General features: G+C 70.6%; 19 protein-coding genes and 1 tRNA gene. 4 read left to right on the top strand and 16 right to left on the bottom strand.

The features are described 5' to 3' along the window. Positions 1 to 220: 220 nt before the first annotated feature. The 4 genes from ACWEF6_RS20560 to ACWEF6_RS20545 form a co-directional block, all read right to left on the bottom strand. The gene (locus tag ACWEF6_RS20560; RefSeq protein WP_449684423.1) at positions 221 to 2,857 is read right to left on the bottom strand and encodes a fibronectin type III domain-containing protein; all 2,637 of its coding nucleotides are present in this window, start codon (positions 2,855 to 2,857) and stop codon (positions 221 to 223) included. Between the two features lie 92 nt (positions 2,858 to 2,949). Then, positions 2,950 to 3,693: a ferredoxin reductase gene (locus ACWEF6_RS20555; protein ID WP_310976008.1), complete on the bottom strand. Its 744-nt coding sequence runs from the start codon at positions 3,691 to 3,693 to the stop codon at positions 2,950 to 2,952. Then, positions 3,663 to 4,262: a sulfite oxidase-like oxidoreductase gene (locus ACWEF6_RS20550; protein WP_310976007.1), complete on the bottom strand. Its 600-nt coding sequence runs from the start codon at positions 4,260 to 4,262 to the stop codon at positions 3,663 to 3,665. The genes ACWEF6_RS20555 and ACWEF6_RS20550 overlap by 31 nt, the downstream gene beginning before the upstream one ends. A 29-nt stretch (positions 4,263 to 4,291) precedes the next feature. After that, entirely contained in the window at positions 4,292 to 4,891 is a 600-nt protein-coding gene (locus tag ACWEF6_RS20545) for a pentapeptide repeat-containing protein (protein ID WP_449684422.1), read from the bottom strand. A 42-nt stretch (positions 4,892 to 4,933) separates the two neighbouring features. Here ACWEF6_RS20545 and ACWEF6_RS20540 point away from each other — a divergent pair, with 42 nt between their 5' ends. From ACWEF6_RS20540 to ACWEF6_RS20530, 3 genes are all read left to right on the top strand, one after another. Continuing rightward, the gene (locus ACWEF6_RS20540) at positions 4,934 to 5,842 is read left to right on the top strand and encodes an ornithine cyclodeaminase family protein (RefSeq protein WP_449684421.1); all 909 of its coding nucleotides are present in this window, start codon (positions 4,934 to 4,936) and stop codon (positions 5,840 to 5,842) included. A gap of 598 nt (positions 5,843 to 6,440) precedes the next feature. Continuing rightward, positions 6,441 to 6,695 (top strand): hypothetical protein, encoded by a 255-nt coding sequence (locus ACWEF6_RS20535; protein ID WP_003083120.1) that lies wholly within the window; start codon positions 6,441 to 6,443, stop codon positions 6,693 to 6,695. Positions 6,696 to 6,752: 57 nt separating this feature from the next. Continuing rightward, complete coding sequence (locus ACWEF6_RS20530; RefSeq protein ID WP_449684420.1) at positions 6,753 to 7,586, top strand: hypothetical protein; 834 nt, start codon at positions 6,753 to 6,755, stop codon at positions 7,584 to 7,586. A 79-nt stretch (positions 7,587 to 7,665) separates the two neighbouring features. Here the strand turns inward: ACWEF6_RS20530 and ACWEF6_RS20525 are convergent, their stop codons facing one another. The 10 genes from ACWEF6_RS20525 to ACWEF6_RS20480 form a co-directional block, all read right to left on the bottom strand. Further along, complete coding sequence (locus ACWEF6_RS20525) at positions 7,666 to 8,232, bottom strand: hypothetical protein (RefSeq protein ID WP_449684419.1); 567 nt, start codon at positions 8,230 to 8,232, stop codon at positions 7,666 to 7,668. After that, entirely contained in the window at positions 8,229 to 9,830 is a 1,602-nt protein-coding gene (locus tag ACWEF6_RS20520; protein ID WP_449684418.1) for a substrate-binding domain-containing protein, read from the bottom strand. The genes ACWEF6_RS20525 and ACWEF6_RS20520 overlap by 4 nt, the downstream gene beginning before the upstream one ends. Continuing rightward, positions 9,827 to 10,954 (bottom strand): toxic anion resistance protein, encoded by a 1,128-nt coding sequence (locus ACWEF6_RS20515; protein ID WP_449684417.1) that lies wholly within the window; start codon positions 10,952 to 10,954, stop codon positions 9,827 to 9,829. The genes ACWEF6_RS20520 and ACWEF6_RS20515 overlap by 4 nt, the downstream gene beginning before the upstream one ends. Before the next feature lies 1 nt (position 10,955). Beyond that, positions 10,956 to 12,032 (bottom strand): hypothetical protein, encoded by a 1,077-nt coding sequence (locus tag ACWEF6_RS20510; protein ID WP_449684416.1) that lies wholly within the window; start codon positions 12,030 to 12,032, stop codon positions 10,956 to 10,958. Positions 12,033 to 12,112: 80 nt separating this feature from the next. Then, positions 12,113 to 13,606 carry a carboxylesterase/lipase family protein gene (locus ACWEF6_RS20505; protein WP_449684415.1) on the bottom strand — a complete coding sequence of 498 codons (1,494 nt, stop codon included), beginning with the start codon at positions 13,604 to 13,606 and terminating at the stop codon, positions 12,113 to 12,115. After that, entirely contained in the window at positions 13,606 to 15,027 is a 1,422-nt protein-coding gene (locus ACWEF6_RS20500; protein ID WP_449684414.1) for an ATP-binding protein, read from the bottom strand. Before ACWEF6_RS20500 ends, ACWEF6_RS20505 begins: the two co-directional genes overlap by 1 nt. Further along, positions 15,024 to 16,676, bottom strand: a complete 1,653-nt coding sequence (locus tag ACWEF6_RS20495; RefSeq protein ID WP_449684413.1) for an FAD-dependent oxidoreductase — start codon at positions 16,674 to 16,676, stop codon at positions 15,024 to 15,026. The genes ACWEF6_RS20500 and ACWEF6_RS20495 overlap by 4 nt, the downstream gene beginning before the upstream one ends. A gap of 10 nt (positions 16,677 to 16,686) precedes the next feature. Then, a complete protein-coding gene (locus ACWEF6_RS20490) occupies positions 16,687 to 17,613 on the bottom strand; it encodes a ribonuclease Z (protein ID WP_449684412.1) in 927 nt (308 codons plus the stop codon). Between the two features lie 13 nt (positions 17,614 to 17,626). Next, on the bottom strand, positions 17,627 to 18,181 hold the full coding sequence (locus tag ACWEF6_RS20485) for an HdeD family acid-resistance protein (protein WP_449684411.1): 555 nt from the start codon (positions 18,179 to 18,181) through the stop codon (positions 17,627 to 17,629). A 132-nt stretch (positions 18,182 to 18,313) separates the two neighbouring features. Next, complete coding sequence (locus ACWEF6_RS20480) at positions 18,314 to 20,491, bottom strand: RICIN domain-containing protein (protein ID WP_449684410.1); 2,178 nt, start codon at positions 20,489 to 20,491, stop codon at positions 18,314 to 18,316. A gap of 259 nt (positions 20,492 to 20,750) precedes the next feature. Here ACWEF6_RS20480 and ACWEF6_RS20475 point away from each other — a divergent pair. Beyond that, positions 20,751 to 20,823 (top strand) — tRNA-Ala (locus ACWEF6_RS20475). 255 nt (positions 20,824 to 21,078) lie between these two features. On the opposite strand, the gene ACWEF6_RS20470 is transcribed toward ACWEF6_RS20475, so the two are convergent. Together ACWEF6_RS20470 and ACWEF6_RS20465 are read right to left on the bottom strand one after the other, a co-directional pair. Beyond that, complete coding sequence (locus ACWEF6_RS20470; protein ID WP_449684409.1) at positions 21,079 to 21,285, bottom strand: hypothetical protein; 207 nt, start codon at positions 21,283 to 21,285, stop codon at positions 21,079 to 21,081. 140 nt (positions 21,286 to 21,425) lie between these two features. Next, a complete protein-coding gene (locus ACWEF6_RS20465; protein WP_449684408.1) occupies positions 21,426 to 21,830 on the bottom strand; it encodes a (4Fe-4S)-binding protein in 405 nt (134 codons plus the stop codon). Positions 21,831 to 21,970 lie beyond the last annotated feature (140 nt).

Here is a 21,970-nt window from a genome sequence, read left to right as displayed (position 1 = left end):
ACGGCTCTCTCACAGATCATGGGCTTCGACAACCACATGATCACCAGAGCGGGCCGTGCCTGCCTGCAACGACACGACTTTGCCGGAACCCTGCCCCGCCCCGGGGGCGCCCCCCGGTTCCAGTCTATCGGCGGCGGGCGACGAAAAGCCGGGGAACGATGACCGGTGGGCCTCGTTGTCCACATCGCCGGCGGGTTGTGGACAACGAGGTCCGCTCAGGTCAAGCTGCTGCCGTCGTGGCGGTGAACGTCGCTGCCGGGCCGGTTCCCGTTGCCGTGATCGCCGCGACCGTGAACGTGTAGGCCGTGGCCGGCTTCAGGCCGGCCACCACCCTGGTCATGCCCTTGATCGTCGGCTGGGTGACCAGGGCGTCGCGGCCCTCCGCTCGGATTGTGCGGCCGTCGGACACCGTGATCACGTACTTCAGGACCGGGGTGTCGCCCGTTGCCGCCGGTGGGTTCCAGCGGATCGAGGCCGCCGTTGCGCTCGGCAGTGCTCGAGCGCTCGTCGGGATTCCCGGCAGCACCGCGGTTTTCGGGCCCGGGATCACCGGGGCCGACGGCAGCGATGGCTCGCTCGTCCCGTACGCGTTGCGCGCCGCGACTGTCACCGTGTACGGCGTTCCATCCGCGAGTCCGGGTACTTCGGCGTACGCGCGCTTCGCGAAGTCGGCTGCCGTCACCGTTGTCGAGTGCGTGCGGCCGCCGCCCGATGCCGTCACCACGTAGTGCGTCACCGGGGCGTTGTTGAACGCGAACGTCGGGTTCCAAGTTGCGTACAGCTTTCCCGCCACGGCGAACGTGCCGACGCGCGATGGTGCTTCGGCCGGGGCCTGGCCTCCGACCCGGCGGGCGAGCAGCCTGCGGTAGGCCGGCTCGAGGCCCGCGTTCGCGACGATCCCGGGCGGCGCGGCCGCCGGGTTCGGCAGGAGGTGGTTGCCACGGGTGATCGCGCCCTTGTCGACCTTGTCGCGGTCGCCCTGCTCCCAGTAGTTGCCCTCGGTCAGCGTCGGGTCGTTGTTGCCCAGGTCGTCCCGGTAGTCGACGTGCACCGTGCCGACGTTGAAGTACGCCATGCCGTAAAGGACGTTGCCGCGGATCGTCTCGTAGGTGTTGCCGTTGTCGGTGTAGACGCCCTTGCCGAGCCCCCACTGGTCGTGGATGACGTTGCCGGTGACCTTTTCGCCGTCGGCCAGGGACCTGCCGGTGACGCCCTGGGTGTAGACGCCGCCGCCGTCGTCGAGCATCTGCATGTAGTCGAAGATCAAGTTGTCCGAAACGACGTTGTCGTGCGACAGGTTCGGCGTCGCGGGACGCTTGATCTTGTCCGGCCAGCCGCCCCAGCCCACGGAGATCGCCGAGTAGCCGACGTGGTCGATCTGGTTGTGGGTGATGGTGTTCCGCACGGTGTAGCCGTTGACGATCGGCACACCGCCGTGGAATTCGCGCGGCAGCCCGTAGAGGTGGTTGTCGGTGACCCGGACGTCGCGCACGACGTCGGCGTCGGTGTCCGTGAGAGGTTTGCCGACCCCGCCGATCTGGACGCCGTTGCCGGAGATGTCGGTGAAGATGTCGCCGAGCACCTGGGATTCCTTGGTGCCGTCGACGAGGTCGAGCCCGGCGCCGCCGAGGTGGGCGAACACGCTGTCGGAGAATTCGACGCGCCGGCCGTGCGAGACGGAAACGTTGGCGGGTTCCCGCGTCCACGAGGCGTACGGGCAGGTGCCGCCGGGCACGAACTGGCAGAGTCCCTGGACGGCCCAGCCGTCGGCGCCGGTGATCGTGTAGCCGGCTTGGATTTCCGAGAACCCTTCGGGCGACGACGGCGTCAGCCAGGTCGCGTAGGAGTAGCGCAAGCCGCGGAAGGCGACGTCGTGGATCGGCGCGGCCGCCGTGCCCTTCGCGTCGAGGAGCTTCTCCAGCACCGGCATTTCGACGTCCGCGCGGCTCAGATCCTGGCCGGGCTTCGGCTGGTAGTAGACGACGCGGGCGGCCCGGTCGAGGTACCACTCGCCCGGGGTGTCGAGCAGCTCGAAGGCGTTTTCGGCGTAGGTGGGGTGCCGCCCGTTGGTGAGGTCGGCCGGGCCGACCATGTTGACGCTGCGGCCCGGGATGTCGGGGAACAGCACCCGTTTCGTCGAGTTGTCCCAGCACGGCTGGGCCATGGTGATCGTCGTGCCCGCGGCGGCGGCGAGCGGGCAGCGTGGTTCCGTCCACTGGCCGAGGCCGTCGCGCTGGACGTTCCACAACGCCTCACCGGAGACGTACACGAACTCGACGTCCTTCGGGTTCCGCCAGTGGGCGAGCGTGTCGGCACTGGCGGTGTAGCCGGTGTCGGTGGCCTTGACGGTCACCGGCAGCGGGCCGCGGGCCCGTTGCTCGCGGACGCCGTCGACGTAGAGCTGCCGCGTGGTGTCGAGCCCGGCGGGCGCGGGCGCGGCGAACAGGCCCGGACGGCCCGGCACCGGCCGCCAGCCGGTGACCCGCACGCCGCCGTTCAGCTCGGTGTCCTTGCTGCCCTGCCAGATCACGCGGTGACCGTTGCCCCCGGAGTCCCGCGCGTCGAGCCGCAGCGGGGCGGTCAGCCGGAAGACACCGGGCGCGAGGTGGACGGTGAGATCCCGGGTCAGGTGCGGCGCGCGCTGCCGCACGAGGTCGCGGGCGCGCTCGAGGGTCCGGACAGGATGCCCGGCGCTCCCGGCGGCTCGGTCGGAGCCGGTGGGCGAGACGTAGACGTCCTGGCCGGCGGCCGTCGGGTCGGCCGCGGCCACCGGGCCGGTCGTGGCGAGCAGGGCGCCCGCGCCGAGGAGAACGGTCACCACGGTGCGGCGCCGCGTCGAGCCCCACTTGGTCAGCATGCTCGAAAGATAGGATCTCTCTACGACGATGTCGACAATTTCCCGCTCAGCGGGGCAGTCGATCACCTATTCATCGGATGCCTGAGGGCTATTCAGTCGCGGCTGGGCCCGAAGCGTTCGGTACGGATCCGGTGCGGGTCGTGGCCGAGGGCGACCAGGATGTCCGCCACCGTCTCCACGAAGCCCGTCGGCCCGCAGACGAAGCAGGACGCGCCGAACTCCGCCGGCCACCCCGCCGTGTTGATCGTCGCCACGTCGATGCGGCGCGGAATGCCGGGGCGGCCTTCGGGCAGCTCGCGCGTGTACACGTACGTCACGTCCACGCCCGCTACCGGCGTGCGCAGCTCGTCGGCGTAGTACAGCTCCGCCGGGGTGCGCAGCGAGTAGATCAGCTTGAACGGCGTCCGGACGCCCGCCGCGCGACGGGCGCGGATCATCGCCATCAGGGGCACAATGCCGGAGCCACCCGCGATCAGCAGGACCGGCGCCGGATCCGCCGGCCGCCAGGCGAACCAGCCGCCGATCGGGCCGCGGATCTCGACCGGGTCGCCGATCGCGTACGGGCCGGTGAGGTGCTCGGACACTTCACCGTCGGCGACGCGCTGCACGGTCAGCTCCACCCGATCCCCGTCCGCGGGCGCGGCGAGGGAGTAGCTTCGCTGCGCGCGGTAGCCGTCCGCGGCGGTGAGCCGGACGTCGACGTGCTGCCCCGCCAGGTGGCCCGGCCAGCCGGGCAGGTCGAAGACGAGCGTGCGCGCCGTCGGCGTCTCGTCGCGGAAGCCGGCCAGGCGGGCGACCCGCCAGGCTAGTCGCCCTGATACCGCTGTTCGCGCCATGGATCCCCGTAGTCGTGGTAGCCGGCGTTCTCCCAGAAGCCCGGCTCGTCCCGGGTCTTCAGTTCCAGTCCGCGCACCCACTTCGCGGACTTCCAGAAGTACAGGTGCGGCACGAGCAGCCGCGCCGGACCGCCGTGCTCGGGCGTCAGCGGCTTGCCGCCGTACTCGTAGGCGATCCAGGCCTGGCCGTCGAGCAGGTCGGCCAGCGGCAGGTTCGTGGTGTAGCCGCCGTAGGCGTGCACCATGACGTAGTCGGCCTCGGTGCCGAGCCCGCCGACCAGCGTGTCGACCGAGACGCCGCGCCAGCGGGTGTCCAGTTTGGACCACTGGGTGACGCAGTGGATGTCCACTGTGGGCTTCTCGCTGGGCAGGGCCATCAGCTCGGCCCAGCTCCAGGTGTGCTTCTCGCCCGTCTCGGTGGTGACGGTGAACTCCCACGTCTCGGTGCGCACGCGCGGGGTCGGGCCCGCCGAGAGGACCGGGAAGTCCTCGGCCAGGTACTGCCCCGGTGGCAGCCGCGGGTTGCCACTGCGCGCCCGGCCCTGGAAACCCGGTGTCACGACGCCCATGCGGTGCTCCCTTCCCGATCGCGATGAGCCTACGCCCGCACGTGCAGCCCCAGCGACGTGACGAGCACCGCAGCCTGTTCGGGTGACACGATCGCCCCGGTCAGCACGGCGTCCGTCGGGTCGAGCGCCGAGAGGTCGCTGCCCCGCAGCTCGGCTTTCGGCAGCTTGACGGCGTGCAGAAGCGCGCCGGACAGGTCGACGTCGGCGAACACCGCGCCGGCGCAGTCCGCCCCGGTGAGGTCCGCCTCCCGCATCCGGACGCCCTGGAAGCGGACGGCCCGCAGGTCGGCACCCGCCAGCCCGGCGAACGACCAGTCCCCGCCGATGACCCGCAGCGGCCGCAGCTCGCACTCGCTGAAGCTCGCACCGACGAGCTTGCACCCGGTGAATTCGGCGTCGAAGAAGTTGCACCGGGTGAAGGTGCAGCCGGTGAACGCCGAGTCCTCGTGCCGGGACGCGTTGAAGCGCACGTTGCCGAACACGCAATCGGTGAAGACGGCGTTCCGGGTGACCGCCTCCGAGAAGTCGGTCTCGCGGAACTCGCACCGCACGTAGTGCCGGCCCGCGATCTCCGCCCCGTACCAGTCTTCGCGGACGAACCGCTGCTCCTCTTGCGTGGCCTCGGACATGCCGCCAGGCTAGCGGCAGATCCGACGCCGGAGGGGCCGCGCATGCTCGACGCCGACGAAGTCCGGAAAGCCGTGCCGATGCCGGCCGCGATCGACGCGGTGCGCTCGGCGTTCCTCGACCTCGCCGCCGGCCGTTTCGAGGTGCCGCAACGCTTGTCGTTCGCGTCGGCGACCACGCTCGTGATGACCGCCTGCCACACCCCGACGTCGACGACGGTGGTGAAGACGCTCAACCTGGCCCCCGGCCGCACACCGATGATCCTGGGCACGCTGGTGTGGAACACGGCCGCCGGCCAGGTGGTCGCCGACGCGGTCGAGGTCACGGCGCTGCGCACGGGCGCGGTGTCGGGCGTCGCCACGGACTTGCTGGCCCCGCCCTCGGCCAGCAGTCTGGCCATCCTCGGCACGGGAGCCCAGGCGGCCGACCAGGTGAGGGCGGTGGCGGCGGTGCGGCCGCTTCGCCGCGTGTCGGTGTTCGGCCGGGACCGCTCGCGCGCTTCGGCGTTGGCGGAGCGGCTGCGGCCGGAGTTCCCGTCGGTGACGGTGCGCGTGGCCCGCGACGCGGCGGACGCAGTGTCCGATGCGGACGTCGTCTGTTGTGCTACGTCATCGGCGACTCCTCTCTTCGGTGTCGATGACTTGCCGGAGCGGGTTCATGTCAACGCGATCGGGTCGTACCTGCCTTCCATGCGGGAGCTTCCCGCGGAGTTGCTGGCCACCGCGGGGTGTGTGGTGGTGGATCAGGTCGGTGCGGTGCTGTCGGAGGCGGGTGAGGTGATCCACGCCGTCTCCGCCGGGCTTCTCGATCGGGGGACGCTGGTCGAGCTGGGGTCGGCTTTGGGGCAGCCTCCGGGGGTGGGTGGGCGGACGGTGTTCAAATCCGTTGGGCTTGCGGTGCAGGACTGGGCCATCGGGCGGCTGCTGGGCGAGGCGATGGGGATGTGGCCTTAGGCCCGGGTCGGCGGGGGTGTGGCGGGACGAGGGCGCGCCACCCAGGAGCGAGTCCCGCCGCTGGGGACCCGTACCCAGACGGACGACACGCGTACCCAGGTGGACGACACGCGCCCGGGAGCTGGGCTGCCGGGGAAGGCGCGGAACGGGACGGGGCATCGGCGGACGGGGTGGCGCGGGTAGATGGGCGGAGGGCCTTCGGTGGCCGGCGCGTTGAGCGGCGGGCGTGTGGAGTGGCGGGAGGGGCTGGGTGGCAGGTGCATTGGGTGGGCCGAGAGCCTTGGGCGGCGGGTGCGTCGGGTGGCGGGGGCGTTGGGTGGCCGAGGGGCGCGTTGGGTCGCCGAGGGTGTCGGGTGGCGGAGGCGTCGGGTGGTGGGCCTGGGGGTCGCCGGGGCGTGGGTGGTGGGGGCGTTTGGTCGGGGAGGCCGCGGGTAGCCGGGGTGTTGGGGTGGTTGCCTGCTGTGGTGGGTGGGCGGCGGAGAGCAACGGGAGCGGCCGAACGGCGCAATCTTGGGTCGGACGCGTTTGATCTGTCACCCGATCCGGGAATTTTCGCAGCATGTCTCCTTGGCGAACCACCACCAGACGGAACACGGCCGTGCGGGTCATCACGGCGATCGGCGCGATCTTCGCGGGGATCGAAGTTCTCTACATGATCATGGTGCTCGCCGGCGCGAACGCCGGCAACGCCTTCTTCCAGTTCATCAAGTCGCTGGCGGTTCCTCTCGCGTTGTTCTGGCCCGGCTTGTTCCCGGTGGACAGCCCCAGCCTGGCCGTGATTCTCGACTACGGCCTGGCCGCGGTGTTCTGGCTGGTCGTGACCGGCATCATCGCCCGCTTCGCGGGACGGTGACCGAAGGCGGACCACCCGCCGTCGCCGCCGCCGGTCGCCTTCGGCGACACTGGACGGATGAGCGACGGCAGGTGGTTCGACGGCTGGTCACCCTGGCCCGAGCTGGCCGACCTGGCCGCGGCCGGGCGTTCCCTGCTCCCGAACGTCCCGGTCACGCCGGCCGCCCTCGTGCGCACCGTCACCGAGCAGCTCGTCGGCCGCCGGCTGACGGCGAAGGTGGGCGACCGCGAAGTCGGCCTCACCCTCGCCGCACTCGACTACCCGGCCGACAGCCTCCGGCTGGCCACCGGACGGCTCGGCGACGTCCGGATCGTCGCCGAGGACGTCGACTGGCCGGAGTCCGAAGCCGCCGAAGGCGAAGACGAGCCCGGCAGCATCCCGCTGCGCCGCGTCACCGTGCTCGCCGAAGACGTCCGCCTCCGCTCGCTGCCCACCCCGGCCGCCAAGCCCGCGCGGGTGCAGCTCGGGATCGCCGTGTCCGCCGACGTGCTGCGGGACCGGGTGGCGAAAGCCCGCCCCGGGATCGTCGCCACCCCGGCCGGCAGCGGGCTGCTGCAGATCCGCTGGGCCAAGCGCCCGCACTGGGGCCACCTGACGCTCCGCCCGCAGGTGGCGGACGACGCCGTGGTGCTCGTGCCGCAGACCCTCCACATCGGACGGCGGCAGCTGCGCCCACCCCGCGCCTTCCACCCCATCGTGCTTCCCCTGCCGGAACTCCCGCCCGGCCTGAAACTGGCCAAAGTGGAGCCGCGGCAGGACGAACTCGTGTTGCACACCGTGGCGGAGGAATGGCCGGAGCGCCTCTCCCGCATTCCCCTGCCGGACCTGCTGAGCTGGCTGACCACCGCCGCGATGACCCTGACCCTGCCGAACCTCGGTACCCGTTCATGACTTCTCCTCTCCGACGAGTGCGACAACGACCACGCTACTCGAACGCGCGTTCGAACATCATCACTCACAGGTGTGGAGATCAGGCGTCGCGATCCCGCAGGTACCGCGTGTGGTCGGCCTGCCGGTCGACCTCCGCCGCGTAGAACCGCTCGGCCACCCGGTGCGCCTCCGCCTCGAGCAACCCCAGCTGCGCCACCAGTTCTTCGCCCGCACCGGCCCGCCGAGCCGCGAACCACCACGGCAGGTTGAGGTAGGTTTCCAGCGACAGCGGCAAATCGGTGCCCGCCAGCCGCACGACGGCGTGCTGCAGATCGGGGTCGGCCGAGAGCCGCGAGGGCCGGGAGAGCAGGTCGCGCAGCACCACCGCGATCCGGCGCACGGTGTCCACAGAGGACACCGGCATCCGGGACGCCTGCGCCGAGACCACGGCCTCGAGCGCGTCCAGCGACTGCCGCAGCTCACCGGAGGTGTCGGGGACGAGCCGCACCTTCTCCCCCGGCGCCAGCAGCGCCCCGGCCGCGTAGAGCGCCGCCACGACGAACGGCCAGAACCACCCGGCCACCCCGGTCAGGTACAGCCCGACGCCGATCAGCCCGCCGACGCAGCCGGCGAGGTTCTTGGTCGACCCCAGATAGCGCAGCATCATTGGTACCCGCGAATCTCCTGGAACACCTGCGAAAGCTGGACGTTGCGCGCGTCGAACACCTTGCCGCCGGTCCGCGTCGCGACCTGGGTGAGCTCGTCGCTGCTGCCTTCGCCGAACAGGACCGTGAACACCGGAACCTGGTTCACCGTGGGCGGCAGCGACCCGAACGACCCCAGGAAGCCCCCCAGCGACGAGCCGTTCGCGTTCTCACCGTCGGTCATCAGCACGATGGAGGTGAATCGGTCCGGATCCGCGGCCGTCAGCGGCTCGAGCACCTGGTACGCCCGCGAAAGGCTGTCGTAGATCGCCGTTCCGCCGCGCGCCTCGAGCCCTTCGGCGAACGTCTTGATGCGCGCCAGCTCGGCCGCGGGGTTCTCGGCCGGCACGGTGAACGTCTGCGGTGCGCCCGGTCCGGTGTTGAACGGCAGCATCGTCACCTCCTCCCGGCTCCGGAACCGCCGGAACCGGCCGGTCAGCGACGTGTCCGCGCCGGTCAGCCCGACCAGCGCGGCCCGCAGCGAGTCGATCCGCGAACCCGCCATCGACCCGGACGTGTCGAGCACGTAGAGCGTCCGCGAGGGCCGCCGGAGGTTGTCGAAGTACGCCGAGAGCAGCGCGTCGACCGCCTGCTGCGTCGCCGGGAACGGCAGCTCGACGAGGTCCCGCTGCGTGAACTGCGGCCCCAGCGCGACCCCGGGCACGACCGGACGCCGTCCGGTGGTCTCCATGATCCGCTGCTGCACCGCAGGCGTCCGCAGGTGATCGGTGAGCCGCTGGTGGGCCGAACGCGCGTCGGAGCCGGCGGAAGCCAGCAGGGTGAGCGGGTAGTCGGCGGTGACGACGCCGTCGCTCGGGTAGATCAGCGTGAGCGGCGCGGGCAGCTTCCCGGACGCGTTCGCCGACAGCAGCACGGACTCGTAGTTGATCAGCCCGTCGACCGGGTCCGGCCCGGTCGCGCGCCGGACGTACGCGTCCGACAGCCAGCCCGAGGAACCCGCCGAAAGCGCCTGTGCGCTGAAAAACTGCGTCAGCTGCGGAGTCACCGCAGCGATCTGCTGGGCGTCGATCGCGTTGCCCGCGCCCGCCAACGCCGAAGCGACGCCGACCAGCGCCGAGAACCCGGAGTTCGACGCCGACGGGTCCGTCATCCCGTAGCTGAACGCCTTCTTCCCGGCCTGCGCGGCGATCTCGCCCCAACTGACCGACTTGTTCGCCCAGCCGAGCCGCTGCACCACCGGCGTGGCCAGCCCCAGCACCACCGGCGAGCTCATGATCTTGACCTGGTTCCCGAGCCGCTTCGCCGCTTCGGGAATGCCGGCGGGGTACCGGTTCGACGAGAACCACACGGCGTCGTACTTGCCGTCGACGCTGCCGTTCGCCAGCGCTTCGGCCCCCTCCAGCGTCCCGGTGAAGGTGAACTTGACCGTCACTCCGGTGGCGCGAGCGGCTTCGTCGAGCACCGGCTGCAGGTCCGCCAGTTCGCTGCCCGCGAGGATCCGCAACACGCCCGGCTCGGGATCCCCGAGCGGTGCGGACGACGGTTCGGAACACCCCGCCAGCAGCAGCACGCCCACCAGGAACGCCAGGAACTTCCTCATGCTTCCCCCTCGTGCGAACGCCGCAGGTGGTCCTCGGCGCGGCGGATTTCCCCGGACAGCGACTCGACGGTCGCGGCCATGGTGCGGACGGCGTCGGCGCGGAACCCGTCGATCGCGTCGATCGAGGCGTAGATCCGGTCGAAGGACGCGCGGATCGTCTCGGTCGCGACGGCCGGGTCGCTGCTCGCCTTGCGGATCTCCGCGGACTGCAGGTCCAGCAGCTCGGTGTTGGCGCGGATCAGCCCGTCGGTGGTCGCCTGCAGCGCCGCGACCTCGTCGAGGACGTCCCGCTGGCTCGCCAGCGCGCCGCTGACCAGCAACGCGACCCGCAGCGCGGACACCGTCGTCGACACCGCGCGCTCGACGCCGCGGATCAGCTCGTCGTTGTTCTTGCGCACCAGGTCCAGCGCGAGGTAGCCCTGCGCGCTGACCGCCAGCTGCGTCAGCAGGTCCTGGTGCCGCTGCCGGATCGGGTACAGCACGTCCGCGCGCAACGCGTTGGCGCGCGCGGGATCCGTCAGGTCGAAGACGCCGGCCTGCGCTTCGATCGCGCCGTCGACGGCCTCGGCGAGCGCGGCCGCTTCGGCGAGCTTTCCCATCACCTGCCACAGCCGCTCGCGTTCGCGCTTGATCGAGGCGTTGTCGCGACGCAGGACGTCCTGGCGGCCGCGCAGGTCGACGACCAGGGCGTTGACCGGCTCGTTCGCCGCCCGGTAGCGGTCCAGCGCCCGCTTCGCGCCGGCCGCGGCCGGGAACATGCCCAGCAGCTTCCGGCCGGTGAGCGGCAGCTTCGCCGGGTCGAGCTCGGCGACGGTCCGGCGCAGGCTCGCGAGGCTCGTCGTGACGCCGTCCTGCGGCGACACCGCGCTGCGCAACGACCGGTCGAGCATCGTCCCCGCGACGCCGGCCGCGGCGCGCATGTCGGCCTCGCCGACGGCCAGCAGCTCGTCCAGGAGGTCGGTGAACTCCGGTGACCGGACGTCGAGGGCTTCGAGCCGCGACGCGAACTCCGCGGCGCGAACGGAGACTTCCGACCGCGTCTCGGAACTGAGCGTGATCAGCCCGGCGGCGCGCTCGGCGGGGATCGCGGTGACCGGCTCGGGCGGGGTGAGGGCGAAGTCCATGTCAGTACTGCTTGCCGACGGCGTCGAGCAGCCGTTCCAGGGTCTCGAACGACGGCGGCTCGACGGCGTCCACCAGGTCGGCCGGCACGTGGGCCGGCGCGGCGACCTCGGCGAACAGCTTCGGATCGGTCGTGCGGAAGCCGAAGGTCGCGGCGAGCTTGCCCAGCTCGGGGTCGGTCGCGAGGAGCTGCCCGACCTTGTCGCCGTCGCCGGTCAGCGGCACCAGCGTGTGCTTCGAGTAGACCGTCGGGGCCGTGTAGAGCATCCGCATGTCGGGCCGGATCGAGCCGTCGCCGCGCAGCACCCGGTCGACGAACTGCGACTCGTAGATCAGCGCCAGCGGCGTCTTCCCCATGCCGGCCGACAGGTAGTCCTCGAACGGCCCTTCGGTGCTGTTCTGCGTGTAGCCCTGGTCGAGGAACAGCTTCGCCACCGACGGCAGCACCTTCGCCTCCTGGTCGGGCGCGCTGACGACGGCGTTCCCGTTGGCCACGAAGGAAACGATCGACAGGTACATCGCCGCGGAGTTCGACTCGCGCGGGTCGGTCGTGGTGACGAGGACGTTCTTACGGGCCGGGTAGGCGGTGTTGCCGGGCAGCTGGTCCCAGCGTGTCCCGGCCTTCGCCAGGTCGAGGTACTTCGCGATGTCGAGGACGTCGTAGTCGCCGGCGCCCTTGTGCACGACGCCGTTGGCCCGCAGCAGGGCGACGATCGGTTCGAAGGAGGCGACGGCCATCGGCGACTGGAACGGCGTGTAGACGGTGGTCACCTTGCGGTCGCGCTGGATCTTCTGCGCCGCGGGCGACGACGACGGGAACGCGAAGGCGTACTTCCCGAGGTCGACGGTCGTCGCGATCTGCCGCGACCCGGCCGTGTCGACCTCGACCTTCAGGCCGTGCCGGGCGAAGGCGTCGACGACGCGCCGGTCGGTGAAGAAGGCCTGCTTCTCCGAACCGATCACCCCGCGCACGGTCGTGGTCGAGCCCGCGGCGCTGTCGTCGCCGCGGCCCCAGATGATCACCCCCACGACGGCCAGCACCAGCACCACGGCCAGTCCGATCGACACCCGGCGTTTCACGAGCACTCCCCTCAGCCGCCTTCGCCCATTGGACGCGGGAGCGAGCCGGTTCGAAGTGAACGGCGGGTGAAGGAACGGTCTCAGGTCACCGGGAACCAGGTCCCGGACGCCCATTCCGTGTCGCCCCAGGCCTTTCGCTCGTCGGCGCGTGGATCGAGCACCAAGTCGGTGTCTTCCCGGAAAACCAGCACCGGCCGGAGTTCGGGGCCGTAGGGCGGCCATTCGGGACCGTCCGCGTCCGCGACGCCGTCCCGGATGAAGCGCACCCAGGCGCGGTGGATGAGCAACGCCGCGCTTTCCCGCTTCGGGTTGACGGCGGAACCCTGCGACGCGAGCGGCAGCGGCGTCTTCCACGCCATGGTGGTTTCGGTGCCGTGACCGCCGTCGAGCTGCTCGGGCACGCCGGGCGCGGCGATGTCGATGCGGTAGCGGTACACGGGCGCGTGCGCGGACTGCGCGTCGGCGAGCCGCTGCGTCGGGATGCCGTAGCGTTCGTCGCCCATGGCGGCGATCTTCGCGGCCTGCAGGTCGGGGACGCGGCGAAGGTACGTCTCGAGAAGCTGCGTAGCCCCGGAATCGCCGAGGATGCCCGTGAGCACACCGGACGCCGGCGCCGTCGCGACGTCGTCGCCGAGCATCAGCGCGTACGTACTGCCTTCGTTGCTATTGCAGCCGATCAGCAGCGGAATCCCGGCCGCGCTCCCCCGCCGGATCGGCTCGATCGGGACCTCGGGCAGCACGCGGGGGTGCAGAGTGGGCCGCCAGAGCCACAACGCCTGGAAGCCGGTGAGGATCCGTTCCTGGGCCTCGACGAACTCCTTGGCGGGCAACGCCCGGAGCGCGTCCATGTCGTGGCAGCCGACTTCGTCCAGCAGCCGCCGGGCCAGCGCCGTCCCGGCCTCTGGCGTCGCGACGTGGTCCGCGCCGCCGGAGCTGCTGATGGCCTGGGCGAACAACCCCTGGCCCAGGGGGCTGCCCAGGAGGTTCCCGACGCTCTTCGCGCCCGCGGACACGCCGTAGACGGTGATGCGCTCGGGGTCGCCGCCGAACGCGGAGACGTTGCGGCGCACCCACTTCAGGGCCTCGACCTGGTCGAGGAAGCCGCACACGCCGGCGTCCGCTTCGGACCCGCCGAAGATCCCGGCGAGGTGCAGGAAGCCGAGCGAGCCGAGCCGGTAGTTGATGGTGACGACGACGATCCCGGCGCGGGCGAACTCCTCGCCGTCGCCCAGCTGCTCGCCGTGGCCGACGCGGTAACCGCCACCGTGCAGCCAGAACAGCACCGGCCAGCCGCGCTCGGGCGCCGGGCCGTCCGGCGTGCAGACGTTGAGGTACAGGCAGTCTTCGTCGCAGACGGCAGCCGGGTTCATCGGGTCCGGCGCCTGCATCGCGTGCGGCCCGTACTCGGTCGCGACGTGCACACCGCCGGACAGCGACGGCGGCTGCGGCGCCCGCCACCGCAGCTCGCCGACCGGCGGGCGGGCGTACGGGACGCCGCGCCAGACGCGGACGCCGTCGCCCGCCAGCCCCACCAGCGCCCCGAGTTCGGTCGTGACCGTCGGGACGGAACCCATCAGAGGGAGGCCTGCTCGGCCGTCGGCAGGCAGACCTCGAACCGGGTGTTCCCCGGCTCCGACTCGACGCGCAGGTCGCCCTGGTGGCGCTCGACGACGATCTTCCACGAGATGTCCAGGCCCAGCCCGGTGCCCTCGCCGACCGGCTTGGTCGTGAAGAACGGCTCGAAGATCCGCGGCTTGATGTCCGCCGGGATGCCCGGGCCGGTGTCGCCGATCTCGACGCGGACCTGGTCGTTCTCCCCCCACGTCCGCAGCGTGAGCGTGCCCTCGCCCTTCATCGCGCCGAGGGCGTTGTCGATGATGTTCGTCCAGACCTGGTTCAGCTCGGCCGGGTACGCCGGGATCTTCGGCAGGCTGCGGTCGTACTCCTTGACCACGCGGACGCCGTCGCCGATCTTGCCGGACAGCATCACCAGCGTGGAGTCGAGGCCGTCGTGGACGTCGACCCACTGGTGCGGCGCCCGGTCCATCTGGGAGTACTGCTTGGCCTTGCCGACCAGGGCGGAAATCCTCGTGGTGGAGTCCTCGATCTCGCCCATCAGCATCTCGGTCTCGAGCGCGTAGGCGAGCCAGCGGACGGCGCCGTCGATGAAGGTGTCGCCGACCTGCTCCAGCACATGGTCGAGGTCGGCCGTGGTCAGGCCGGCGCGGACGTAGATGTCGGCGAGGTCCCAGCCGCCGTCGATGCCGCGGTCGTCGAACCAGTCGCCGATCTCGTCCTCGCGGTCGGCCTGCTGCATGGCCGTCAGCTTCTCGGCCTGCGCGACCTGCTTGACCAGGCGTTCCTGGACGTCGATGAGCTGGTAGAGCAGCTCCGGTTCGATGTCCTTCTTGGCCAGGAAGGCCAGCTTGTGGCGCATCCCGGCGACGCGTTCGCGCAGGGCGGACGTCGCCCGGACGGCGGCCGCGGCCGGGTTGTTCAGCTCGTGCGTCAGCCCGGCCGAGAGCTCGCCCAGCGCCAGCAGCCGGCGGCGCGAACCGATCACCGTGTCGCTGTTGCGCCAGCCGAGGTACATGCCCTCCAGCAGGTGCGTCGCCATCGGGAACCACCTGCGGAACTCGACGGAGAACTCCGCGGCGGGCAGCGCGAGCAGCGTCACGTCGCTCAGCGCCTGCACCGAAGCGCCGTAGCGGTGCTCGGCTTCCTGGTGCACGAAGAACTGCGTCGCGCCGAAGTAGGCGCCGCGCTGGTCGGACCGGTTCGTCTCGATCTCGGTGCCGCTGACCAGGCGCGTCATCCGGACGGCGCCGTTCAGGATCACGTAGAAGCAGGTCGCCTCGTCGCCCTCGCGGATGACGAACGAGTCGCCGTCGTACTCCTCGAGCACGGCGTTGGCGGCGACCCAGTCGAGCTGGGCTTCGGAAAGGTGTTCGAACAGGAAGAGGCCGCGAAGCTCTTCCCGCGGCAGTGCGCTCATTGTTCCTCCAGGTACCGGTGTACCAGCGTCACGGCCATCGCGCCCTCGCCGACCGCGGACGCCACCCGCTTGACCGACTGCGACCGCACGTCACCGGCCACGAACACGCCCGGGATCGACGACTCGAGGTAGTGCGGGTCACGGTCGAGCGGCCAGCCCGCCGGCCGCTGCCCGGCGCTCAGCAGGTCCGGCCCGGTGCACACGAAGCCGTACTCGTCGCGGTGGATGGCGTCGCCGAGCCAGTCGGTGCGCGGGGCGGCGCCGATGAAGATGAACAGGTGCCCGCTCTCGACCGTCTCGGTGACGCCGTTCTCGCACAGCGTGATCCGCTCGAGGTGGCCGTCGCCGTGCACCTGCTTGACGGTGGTGTGCGTGCGGACGTGGATGTTTTCGATGCCGGCGATCTGCTCGATCAGGTAGTGCGACATCGACGCTTCGAGGGACTCACCGCGCACCAGGATGGTGACGTCGCTGGCGTGCCGGGAGAAGAACACCGCGGCCTGCCCGGCCGAGTTGGCGCCGCCGACGATGTAGACGTGCTCGCCCTTGCACTCGGGCGCCTCGGTCGCGGCCGACCCGTAGTAGACGCCGCGGCCGGTGAGCTCCTCGATGCCGTCGGCCTCCAGGGCGCGGTAGTTGACGCCGCTGGCGAGGATCACCGAGTGCGCGGCGATCTCGCTGCCGTCGCCGAAGGTGATCACCCGCGACGAGCCGCGGGCTTCGAGGCCGACGACGTCGCGCGCGGTCAGCACCTCGGCGCCGAACTTCTGCGCCTGGCGCCGCGCCCGGTCGGTCAGCTGCGCGCCCGAGACGCCGTCCGGGAAGCCGAGGTAGTTCTCGATGCGCGAGCTCGTGCCGGCCTGGCCGCCGGTGGCCTTCTTCTCGACGAGGACCGTGCGCAGGCCTTCGGACGCGCCGTACACCGCGGCGCCGAGGCCGGCCGGGCCGCCGCCGATCACGACGAGGTCGTAGAACTCCTGCGCCGGCCGGGTCGACAAGCCGACCGCGTCGGCGATCTCGCTGCCGGTCGGGTTCTTGAGGACGGTGCCGTCCGGGGTGACGACGACCGGGATGTCCTTGTCGGTCGCTTCCGCGGCCTGCAGGATCCGGCAGCCCTCGTCGTCGTCGACCGAGTACCAGCGGTACGGGACGGCGTTGCGCGCGAGGAAGTCGCGCAGGTGGAACGACGGCGAGTTGTACCGGTGGCCGATGAGCTTGACCTCCTCGACCGGCTTGTCGCCGACCGCTTTCCAGGTCTCGACCAGGGCGTCGATCACCGGGTAGAGCTTCTCCTCCGGCGGGTCCCACGGCTTGAGCAGGTAGTGGTCGACGTCGACGACGTTGATCGCCTGGATCGCGGCGTCGGTGTCGGCGTAGGCGGTCAGCAGGGCACGGCGGGCGTGCGGGAACAGGTCCATCGCCTTCTCGAGGAAGGCGATCCCGTCCATCTGCGGCATCCGGTAGTCGGCGAGGATGGCCGCGACGGCGTCGCCGCGCAGCTTGATCTCGCGCAGCGCGTCGAGGGCGTCCGGGCCGGAGTCGGCGCGGATGACGCGGTAGTCCTTGCCGTAGCGCCGGCGCAGGTCACGGGCGACCGAGCGGGACACGGCGGGATCGTCGTCGACGGTCATCAGGATCGGCTGGCTCACGAGGTGCAGCCTACGGCGCTTCCCGCCCCGGAGGCGAAGAACGTCGTTTCGGCACCTGGACCCGCTCCAAGTCCTGGGCCACCACGATCTCGCCGTCGAACTCGGCCCGCGCCTCCGCTTCGAAGCGGTCCGGATCGGGGTAGCGCTGCGAGAAGTGGGTCAGCACGAGCTGCCGGACGCCGCACTCGGCGGCGACCCGGGCGGCCTGCCGCGCGGTCAGGTGACCGAAGCTCTCGGCCAGTGCGGTGTCCTCGGCGAGGAACGTCGCCTCGATCACGAGCGTGTCGGCGGTTTCGCTGAGGGCGTACACCGCGTCGCACAGGCGGGTGTCCATCACGAACGCGAACCGCTGGCCCGGCCGCGGCGTGCTGACGTCCTCGAGGCGGACGTCGCCGAGGCGGCCTTCGCGCTGGAGCTGGCCGACGTCCGGGCCCGCGATGCCGTGTTCGCGCAGCTTTTCGGGGAGCATGGTGCGGCCGTCGGGCTCGGTCAGCCGGTAGCCGAACGCCTCGACCGGGTGGCTCAGGCGCTTCGCTTCGAGGGTGAGCTTCCCGGTGGCGATCGGGCCGTCCTCGGCGATCGGGTGTTCCCGCAGGTCGGCCTGCTCGTAGAAGGCCGTCGCGTGCCGCATCCGCTCGAAGTAGTGCGCGCCGGACGCCGGGAAGTGGGCGTGGACGGGGTGCGCGACCTTGTCCAGCGACAGCCGCTGGATCACGCCGGGCAGGCCGAGGCTGTGGTCGCCGTGGAAGTGCGTGACGCAGATCCGCGTGACGTCCGTGGCGGCGACGCCGGCCCGCAGCATCTGGCGCTGGGTGCCTTCGCCGGGGTCGAAGAGGATGCCCTCGCCGTCCCAGCGCAGGAGGTAGCCGTTCTGGTTGCGGTGGCGCGTGGGCACCTGGGACGCGGTGCCCAGCACCACCAGTTCGCGGGTCGACACCCCCGCACGGTACTCAGGCGGCGAGTTTCCGGAGGCGGAACGCCAGCACCAGCAGCATGATCCCGTACAGGAGCGCGTAGATGCCGACGAGCAGCGCGATGCCGTAGGCGCCGGCGATGGGGTTGATCACGATGAGGATGCCGGCGAGCACGGAGATCGCGCCGGCCGCGATGAGGAACGCCTCGCCGCGGATCTGCTTGCGCAGGCGGACCGCGGCGGCGATTTCGGCGATCCCGGTGATGATCGCCCAGAAGCCGACCAGCAGGGCCAGCAGCAGGACGGTGAGGCCGGGCCAGACGAGGACGAGGATCCCGGCGACGATGCCGAGCGCGCCGAGGACGCCGTAGGCCACCCGGTGCCCGGTGTCACCCGGGCGGAACGCCTGCATCAGGCCGCCGATGCCGTCGACGATCGCGTACACGCCGTACAGGATCGCCAGGACGAGGACGGTGGCGCCGGGCCAGATCAGCGCGAAGAGCCCGAAGAGCACGGCGAAGACGCCGCGGACGGCCGCGATCGGCCAGGCCCTGCGGGGTTCGACGACGGTGAACGCTGCGAAAGAGGTCATCTGCCGCTCCCGGATCTAGGGACTCCCAGTATCGCGGCGTTTACCCCGTCCGGCGCCCCGAACACCCCGTTCGGTGTATTCCACATAGGACCGGCGTGCGCCGCGGCCGCCACCACGGCGCACGCCGGTTGCTCAGGGGTAACTCACCAGGTTGACGGCCTTGGTCCCGGACGGCGTAGCCGGGCCCGTGTTGTTGATCACGTGCGTGATCGTGCCCTGGTAGTTGAGCGACACGGTCACCATGTCGTGGAACCGGACACCGGGCGTGTTCGGCGCCTCGTAGGCGTGCGCGCTGGCCACGGACGGGTTGGTGCTGAAGTAGCAGTAGCTGCCCAGGCCCCACGCTTCGTGACTGGTGACGTTCGGGCCGACCTTGTAGGCGGAGAAGCCCTGCGTCGAGCCGTTCATCCAGCTCGCCTGGTTCGGCACGTCGTAGGGCATCTCGTTCTGGAAGAAGTAGGTGCGGCCGCCGTTGCCGTTCCAGACCACCTGCGTCTTCTGGTAGTGCTCGACGAAGAGGCCGTACATGGTGACGTCGTTGCCGTTGACGATCAGCCCGGTGTCGGCGGTGTTGGTGGTCCAGCCGACGTATTCGTTGCGCTCGGCGTGGTCGGCGCGCCAGATCCACATGTGGTCGCCGATGACGTTGCTGCTGTTGACGACCAGGCTGGTCGCCGCCTTGCCGACGGCGGCGCCGCCGATCCGGAAGAACACGTCGTGCAGCGACGTCGGGTTCGCGGCGTGGTTCGCGCTCGCGCCGGCCGGGCCGACCTGCATGAGCGTGTTCGAGCTGGTCGTGCCGGCGTCGATCAGCAGGCCGGCGAGCTTGACGCCGTCGACGTCGTCGACGGTCATCGCGGTGATGCCGTTGTCCGGGATCAGCGTGGCGATGCCGAGACCGAGCACGACGGTGTCCGGCCGGGTCACCCGCAGCGTCTGGTTCAGGTGGTAGACACCGGGCGTGACCAGCAGGTTCTTGCCGGCGGCGAGCGCGGCGTTCAGGTCCGCGGCGGTGGCGCCGGGCTTGGCGATGTAGAACTGGTCGATCGGCAGGGAGGTGCCGGGAGCGGCGCCGTTCGCCCAGCTCGTGCCGGACGCGTTGGTCTTCACGCCCGGGACGAACACCTGGTACTTGCCCGCGCCGTCGATGTAGAGGAACGGCTTCTCGCGGGTCACCGGCGTCTGGCCGACGGTGGTGTAGGGCGGGCTCGGGAAGGTGTTCGCCGGAGCGCCCTGGACGCCCGCGAAGACCATGTTCCAGTTCGAGCCGTTCCAGCTGCCGAACTGCGAGTTGCGCGAGATCCACTGCTGCTGGGAGCCGGAGCGGACCTGGCCGTCGATCTTCGTGTCGGAGATCCAGCCGCCGCTGGCCCAGCCGCCGTCGTCGAGCTGCAGGTCACCGCGGACGTGCATGCGGCGGTAGGGGGCGGCCTGGCTGACGGCCCAGCGGTCGGCGCCGCCGTTCGGCGTCACGGACAGGTTTTCGGCGCCCCGCCAGAAGTTCTGGGTGGCGTTCTGCGGCGGGAACCAGTCGGCCTCGACGTGCACGGCGCCGTTGATGTTCACGGCGTCGGGACTCAGGCCGAGGCCGAGGACCTGCGTGTAGAAGCCGACGTTGACGTCGTTGGCGTAGGTGCCGGGCTTGAACATGACGGCGTAGCGCTGGCTGCCGAACTGGTTGCGCTCTTGCTGGGAGAAGATGCTGTTGAGCCGGCTCTGGATGGTCGAGCTCGGCATCGACGGGTCGAAGATCACCACGTTCGGGCCGAAGTCGGGTTGTCCGGGCTGGCTGGTGTTCACGGGCGTCAGCATGAAGGATTGGGCCCCGGTGCCGTTGCAGGTGTACTGCTGGAGCTGCACATCGCCGGTGGACGCCCCGGGGACGTCGAGGCACTTCCCGCTGTTGCGGCTGACGAAGTGGTACCGGCCGCCGCCTTCGTCGACGGCCTGCCACTGCTGGTTGGCCCCGCCCCCGTAGGTCCAGAGCTGCAGCAGGCCACCATCGGCGGCGGACACGTCCTTGACGTCCCAGGCGGCGGCCGGGTTGGAGCGGGCGTTGACCCGGAAGTAGCCGTCCCCGGTGGCCTGGAACTGCCACTGCTGCGAAGCGGTCTGGTTGCAGGCGTACTGCTGGACAACGGTCCCATCGGCCGTCCCGGCACCCCGCGCATCGACGCACTTCCCGCTGTTGACGGCGGCAACGGTGTACCACCCGTCCGGCGTCACGGCGGCACTCGCCGTGGCTGTCGTCATGCTTCCGACCAGGACCGACGCTGCCGCGAGCAGCGTCATCACCCGCCGTCTCGTCATCGAAGCCTCCTCTGCCGCATCTGCGGCGTCATCGAGAGGTGTGCCCGGTGGTGAAGACGCGGCGTAACGGGCGGGGACCTCGGCGTCACAACCGCGCAAAATGTAACGGCGGCCACAGGCGGAGGTCAATACAGGACTAAAAATAAGGTGTGAACGTGCAGGTCAGCGGCTTTGCGGGGTTGTGGGTACCCCCGCGTGGAGGCCCTCTGGGCGGGGTGTACTGTATGGGCATACGAGATGCGGAGTTCACCTTCGCCTCGGGGCTATGGCGCAGCTGGTAGCGCACCTCACTGGCAGTGAGGGGGTCAGGGGTTCGAGTCCCCTTAGCTCCACAGTGACGAAACACCGCCCACCGGATCCGACGATCCAGGTAGGGCGGTTTTTTCGCTGTACCGGATCTTGAGTTTCGTCAAGAAGAACTTCAGCTCGATCGGTAGCTGGGCAAAACTGGGGCACCGGCCCGAGGACGGCGAAATGGGGTCACTACAACTGCCCCAGTCGGGTCCCCCGGGCAGGTGGACGCCAAAGGTTCTTTGCGCGCACCGACGTGCCATCGGCGGCAAGCTCAGCTCCCTCGCCGAATCTCGTCACGAAGCGGTTCGCCGCGCATCACCGCAGTCCTGTCTCCTTTGGAGCCGCGGCTGAGCGACTGACGCCTTGAGGACGCGTGCGGCGGGAGCGAGCGCGGCAGCCTTTTCGCTGGTGGTGATCTGCGCCGGCCTGAACGGCGCGGAGAAATCGTTGGTGGCGTCCACCAGGATGCGCCCGTCCCAGTCCGTCAGGTCGTCGAGCACTGCGGCGACCTGATCCCGGGTACGAGCGGCGCGCGAAGGCCGAGCCGATCGCACCCGCTCCGACGGTCTTGCGCCCGCAGGCCTTCAGTCCAGCCTCAACCGGGAGGGACATTCCCTCGCGGTGCAGCTACCAGATGCCCTCAGCGGCGGCACGCGTTGTCGCAGAAAGGACGTCTTGCCGACCGACCGCACGCGCACAGCGCCATACGCGTGTCCTGGTGAGACTCGCCGCCGGCGCCGGTCAGGACGAGGTTGCCGCGGATGAGGGTTGGGCCATCGTCGGTCGCGGTCACGACTGTCGGATCGGGTGCGCGTTCGTCGGTGCCGTCACGTCGTGTGTAGCGCAACGCGCCGCTGGGGCAGCGTTCCACCACCTCGGCGACTGCGTCAGCCTCGGCGTTGTCCGGGGTGATCCAGGGGCGCGCTTGGACGTCGAACACGGCCGGCAGCCCGCGCAGGCACTCGGCGAAATGGAGGCAGCGGCTGCCGTCGAAGCTGACAGTGATGTCGGATCCGCGGTAGGACTTGGGCGCCGGGTCACTCATCGCGGCGTCGCGCCGAGGTGCCGCCGGCGAGCGTGGTCGTCACAAGGGCGCATGATCATCCCTCGGTTCATCGCGTGAAGATTCATGTATCGTGGCGAGTGTAGTACACGGAGATCACGCAGAGCCAGGTTCGGCCGGTG

It is taken from the genome of Amycolatopsis sp. NPDC004772 (assembly GCF_053601215.1).
The sequence above is the reverse complement of the archived record's forward strand: the minus strand, read 5'-3'. Positions and strand labels throughout refer to the sequence as shown.

Excerpts from the sequence above, each read along its gene's own strand:
- ACWEF6_RS20555 (WP_310976008.1), bottom strand. The coding sequence starts at position 3,693 with ATGGCGCGAACAGCGGTATCAGGGCGACTAGCCTGGCGGGTCGCCCGC.
- ACWEF6_RS20550 (WP_310976007.1), bottom strand. The coding sequence starts at position 4,262 with ATGGGCGTCGTGACACCGGGTTTCCAGGGCCGGGCGCGCAGTGGCAAC.
- ACWEF6_RS20520 (WP_449684418.1), bottom strand. The coding sequence starts at position 9,830 with ATGAGGAAGTTCCTGGCGTTCCTGGTGGGCGTGCTGCTGCTGGCGGGG.
- ACWEF6_RS20505 (WP_449684415.1), bottom strand. The coding sequence starts at position 13,606 with ATGGGTTCCGTCCCGACGGTCACGACCGAACTCGGGGCGCTGGTGGGG.
- ACWEF6_RS20545 (WP_449684422.1), bottom strand. The coding sequence starts at position 4,891 with ATGTCCGAGGCCACGCAAGAGGAGCAGCGGTTCGTCCGCGAAGACTGG.
- ACWEF6_RS20465 (WP_449684408.1), bottom strand. The coding sequence starts at position 21,830 with ATGAGTGACCCGGCGCCCAAGTCCTACCGCGGATCCGACATCACTGTC.
- ACWEF6_RS20560 (WP_449684423.1), bottom strand. The coding sequence starts at position 2,857 with ATGCTGACCAAGTGGGGCTCGACGCGGCGCCGCACCGTGGTGACCGTT.
- ACWEF6_RS20500 (WP_449684414.1), bottom strand. The coding sequence starts at position 15,027 with ATGAGCGCACTGCCGCGGGAAGAGCTTCGCGGCCTCTTCCTGTTCGAA.
- ACWEF6_RS20530 (WP_449684420.1), top strand. The coding sequence starts at position 6,753 with ATGAGCGACGGCAGGTGGTTCGACGGCTGGTCACCCTGGCCCGAGCTG.
- ACWEF6_RS20515 (WP_449684417.1), bottom strand. The coding sequence starts at position 10,954 with ATGGACTTCGCCCTCACCCCGCCCGAGCCGGTCACCGCGATCCCCGCC.
- ACWEF6_RS20480 (WP_449684410.1), bottom strand. The coding sequence starts at position 20,491 with ATGACGAGACGGCGGGTGATGACGCTGCTCGCGGCAGCGTCGGTCCTG.
- ACWEF6_RS20525 (WP_449684419.1), bottom strand. The coding sequence starts at position 8,232 with ATGATGCTGCGCTATCTGGGGTCGACCAAGAACCTCGCCGGCTGCGTC.
- ACWEF6_RS20540 (WP_449684421.1), top strand. The coding sequence starts at position 4,934 with ATGCTCGACGCCGACGAAGTCCGGAAAGCCGTGCCGATGCCGGCCGCG.
- ACWEF6_RS20485 (WP_449684411.1), bottom strand. The coding sequence starts at position 18,181 with ATGACCTCTTTCGCAGCGTTCACCGTCGTCGAACCCCGCAGGGCCTGG.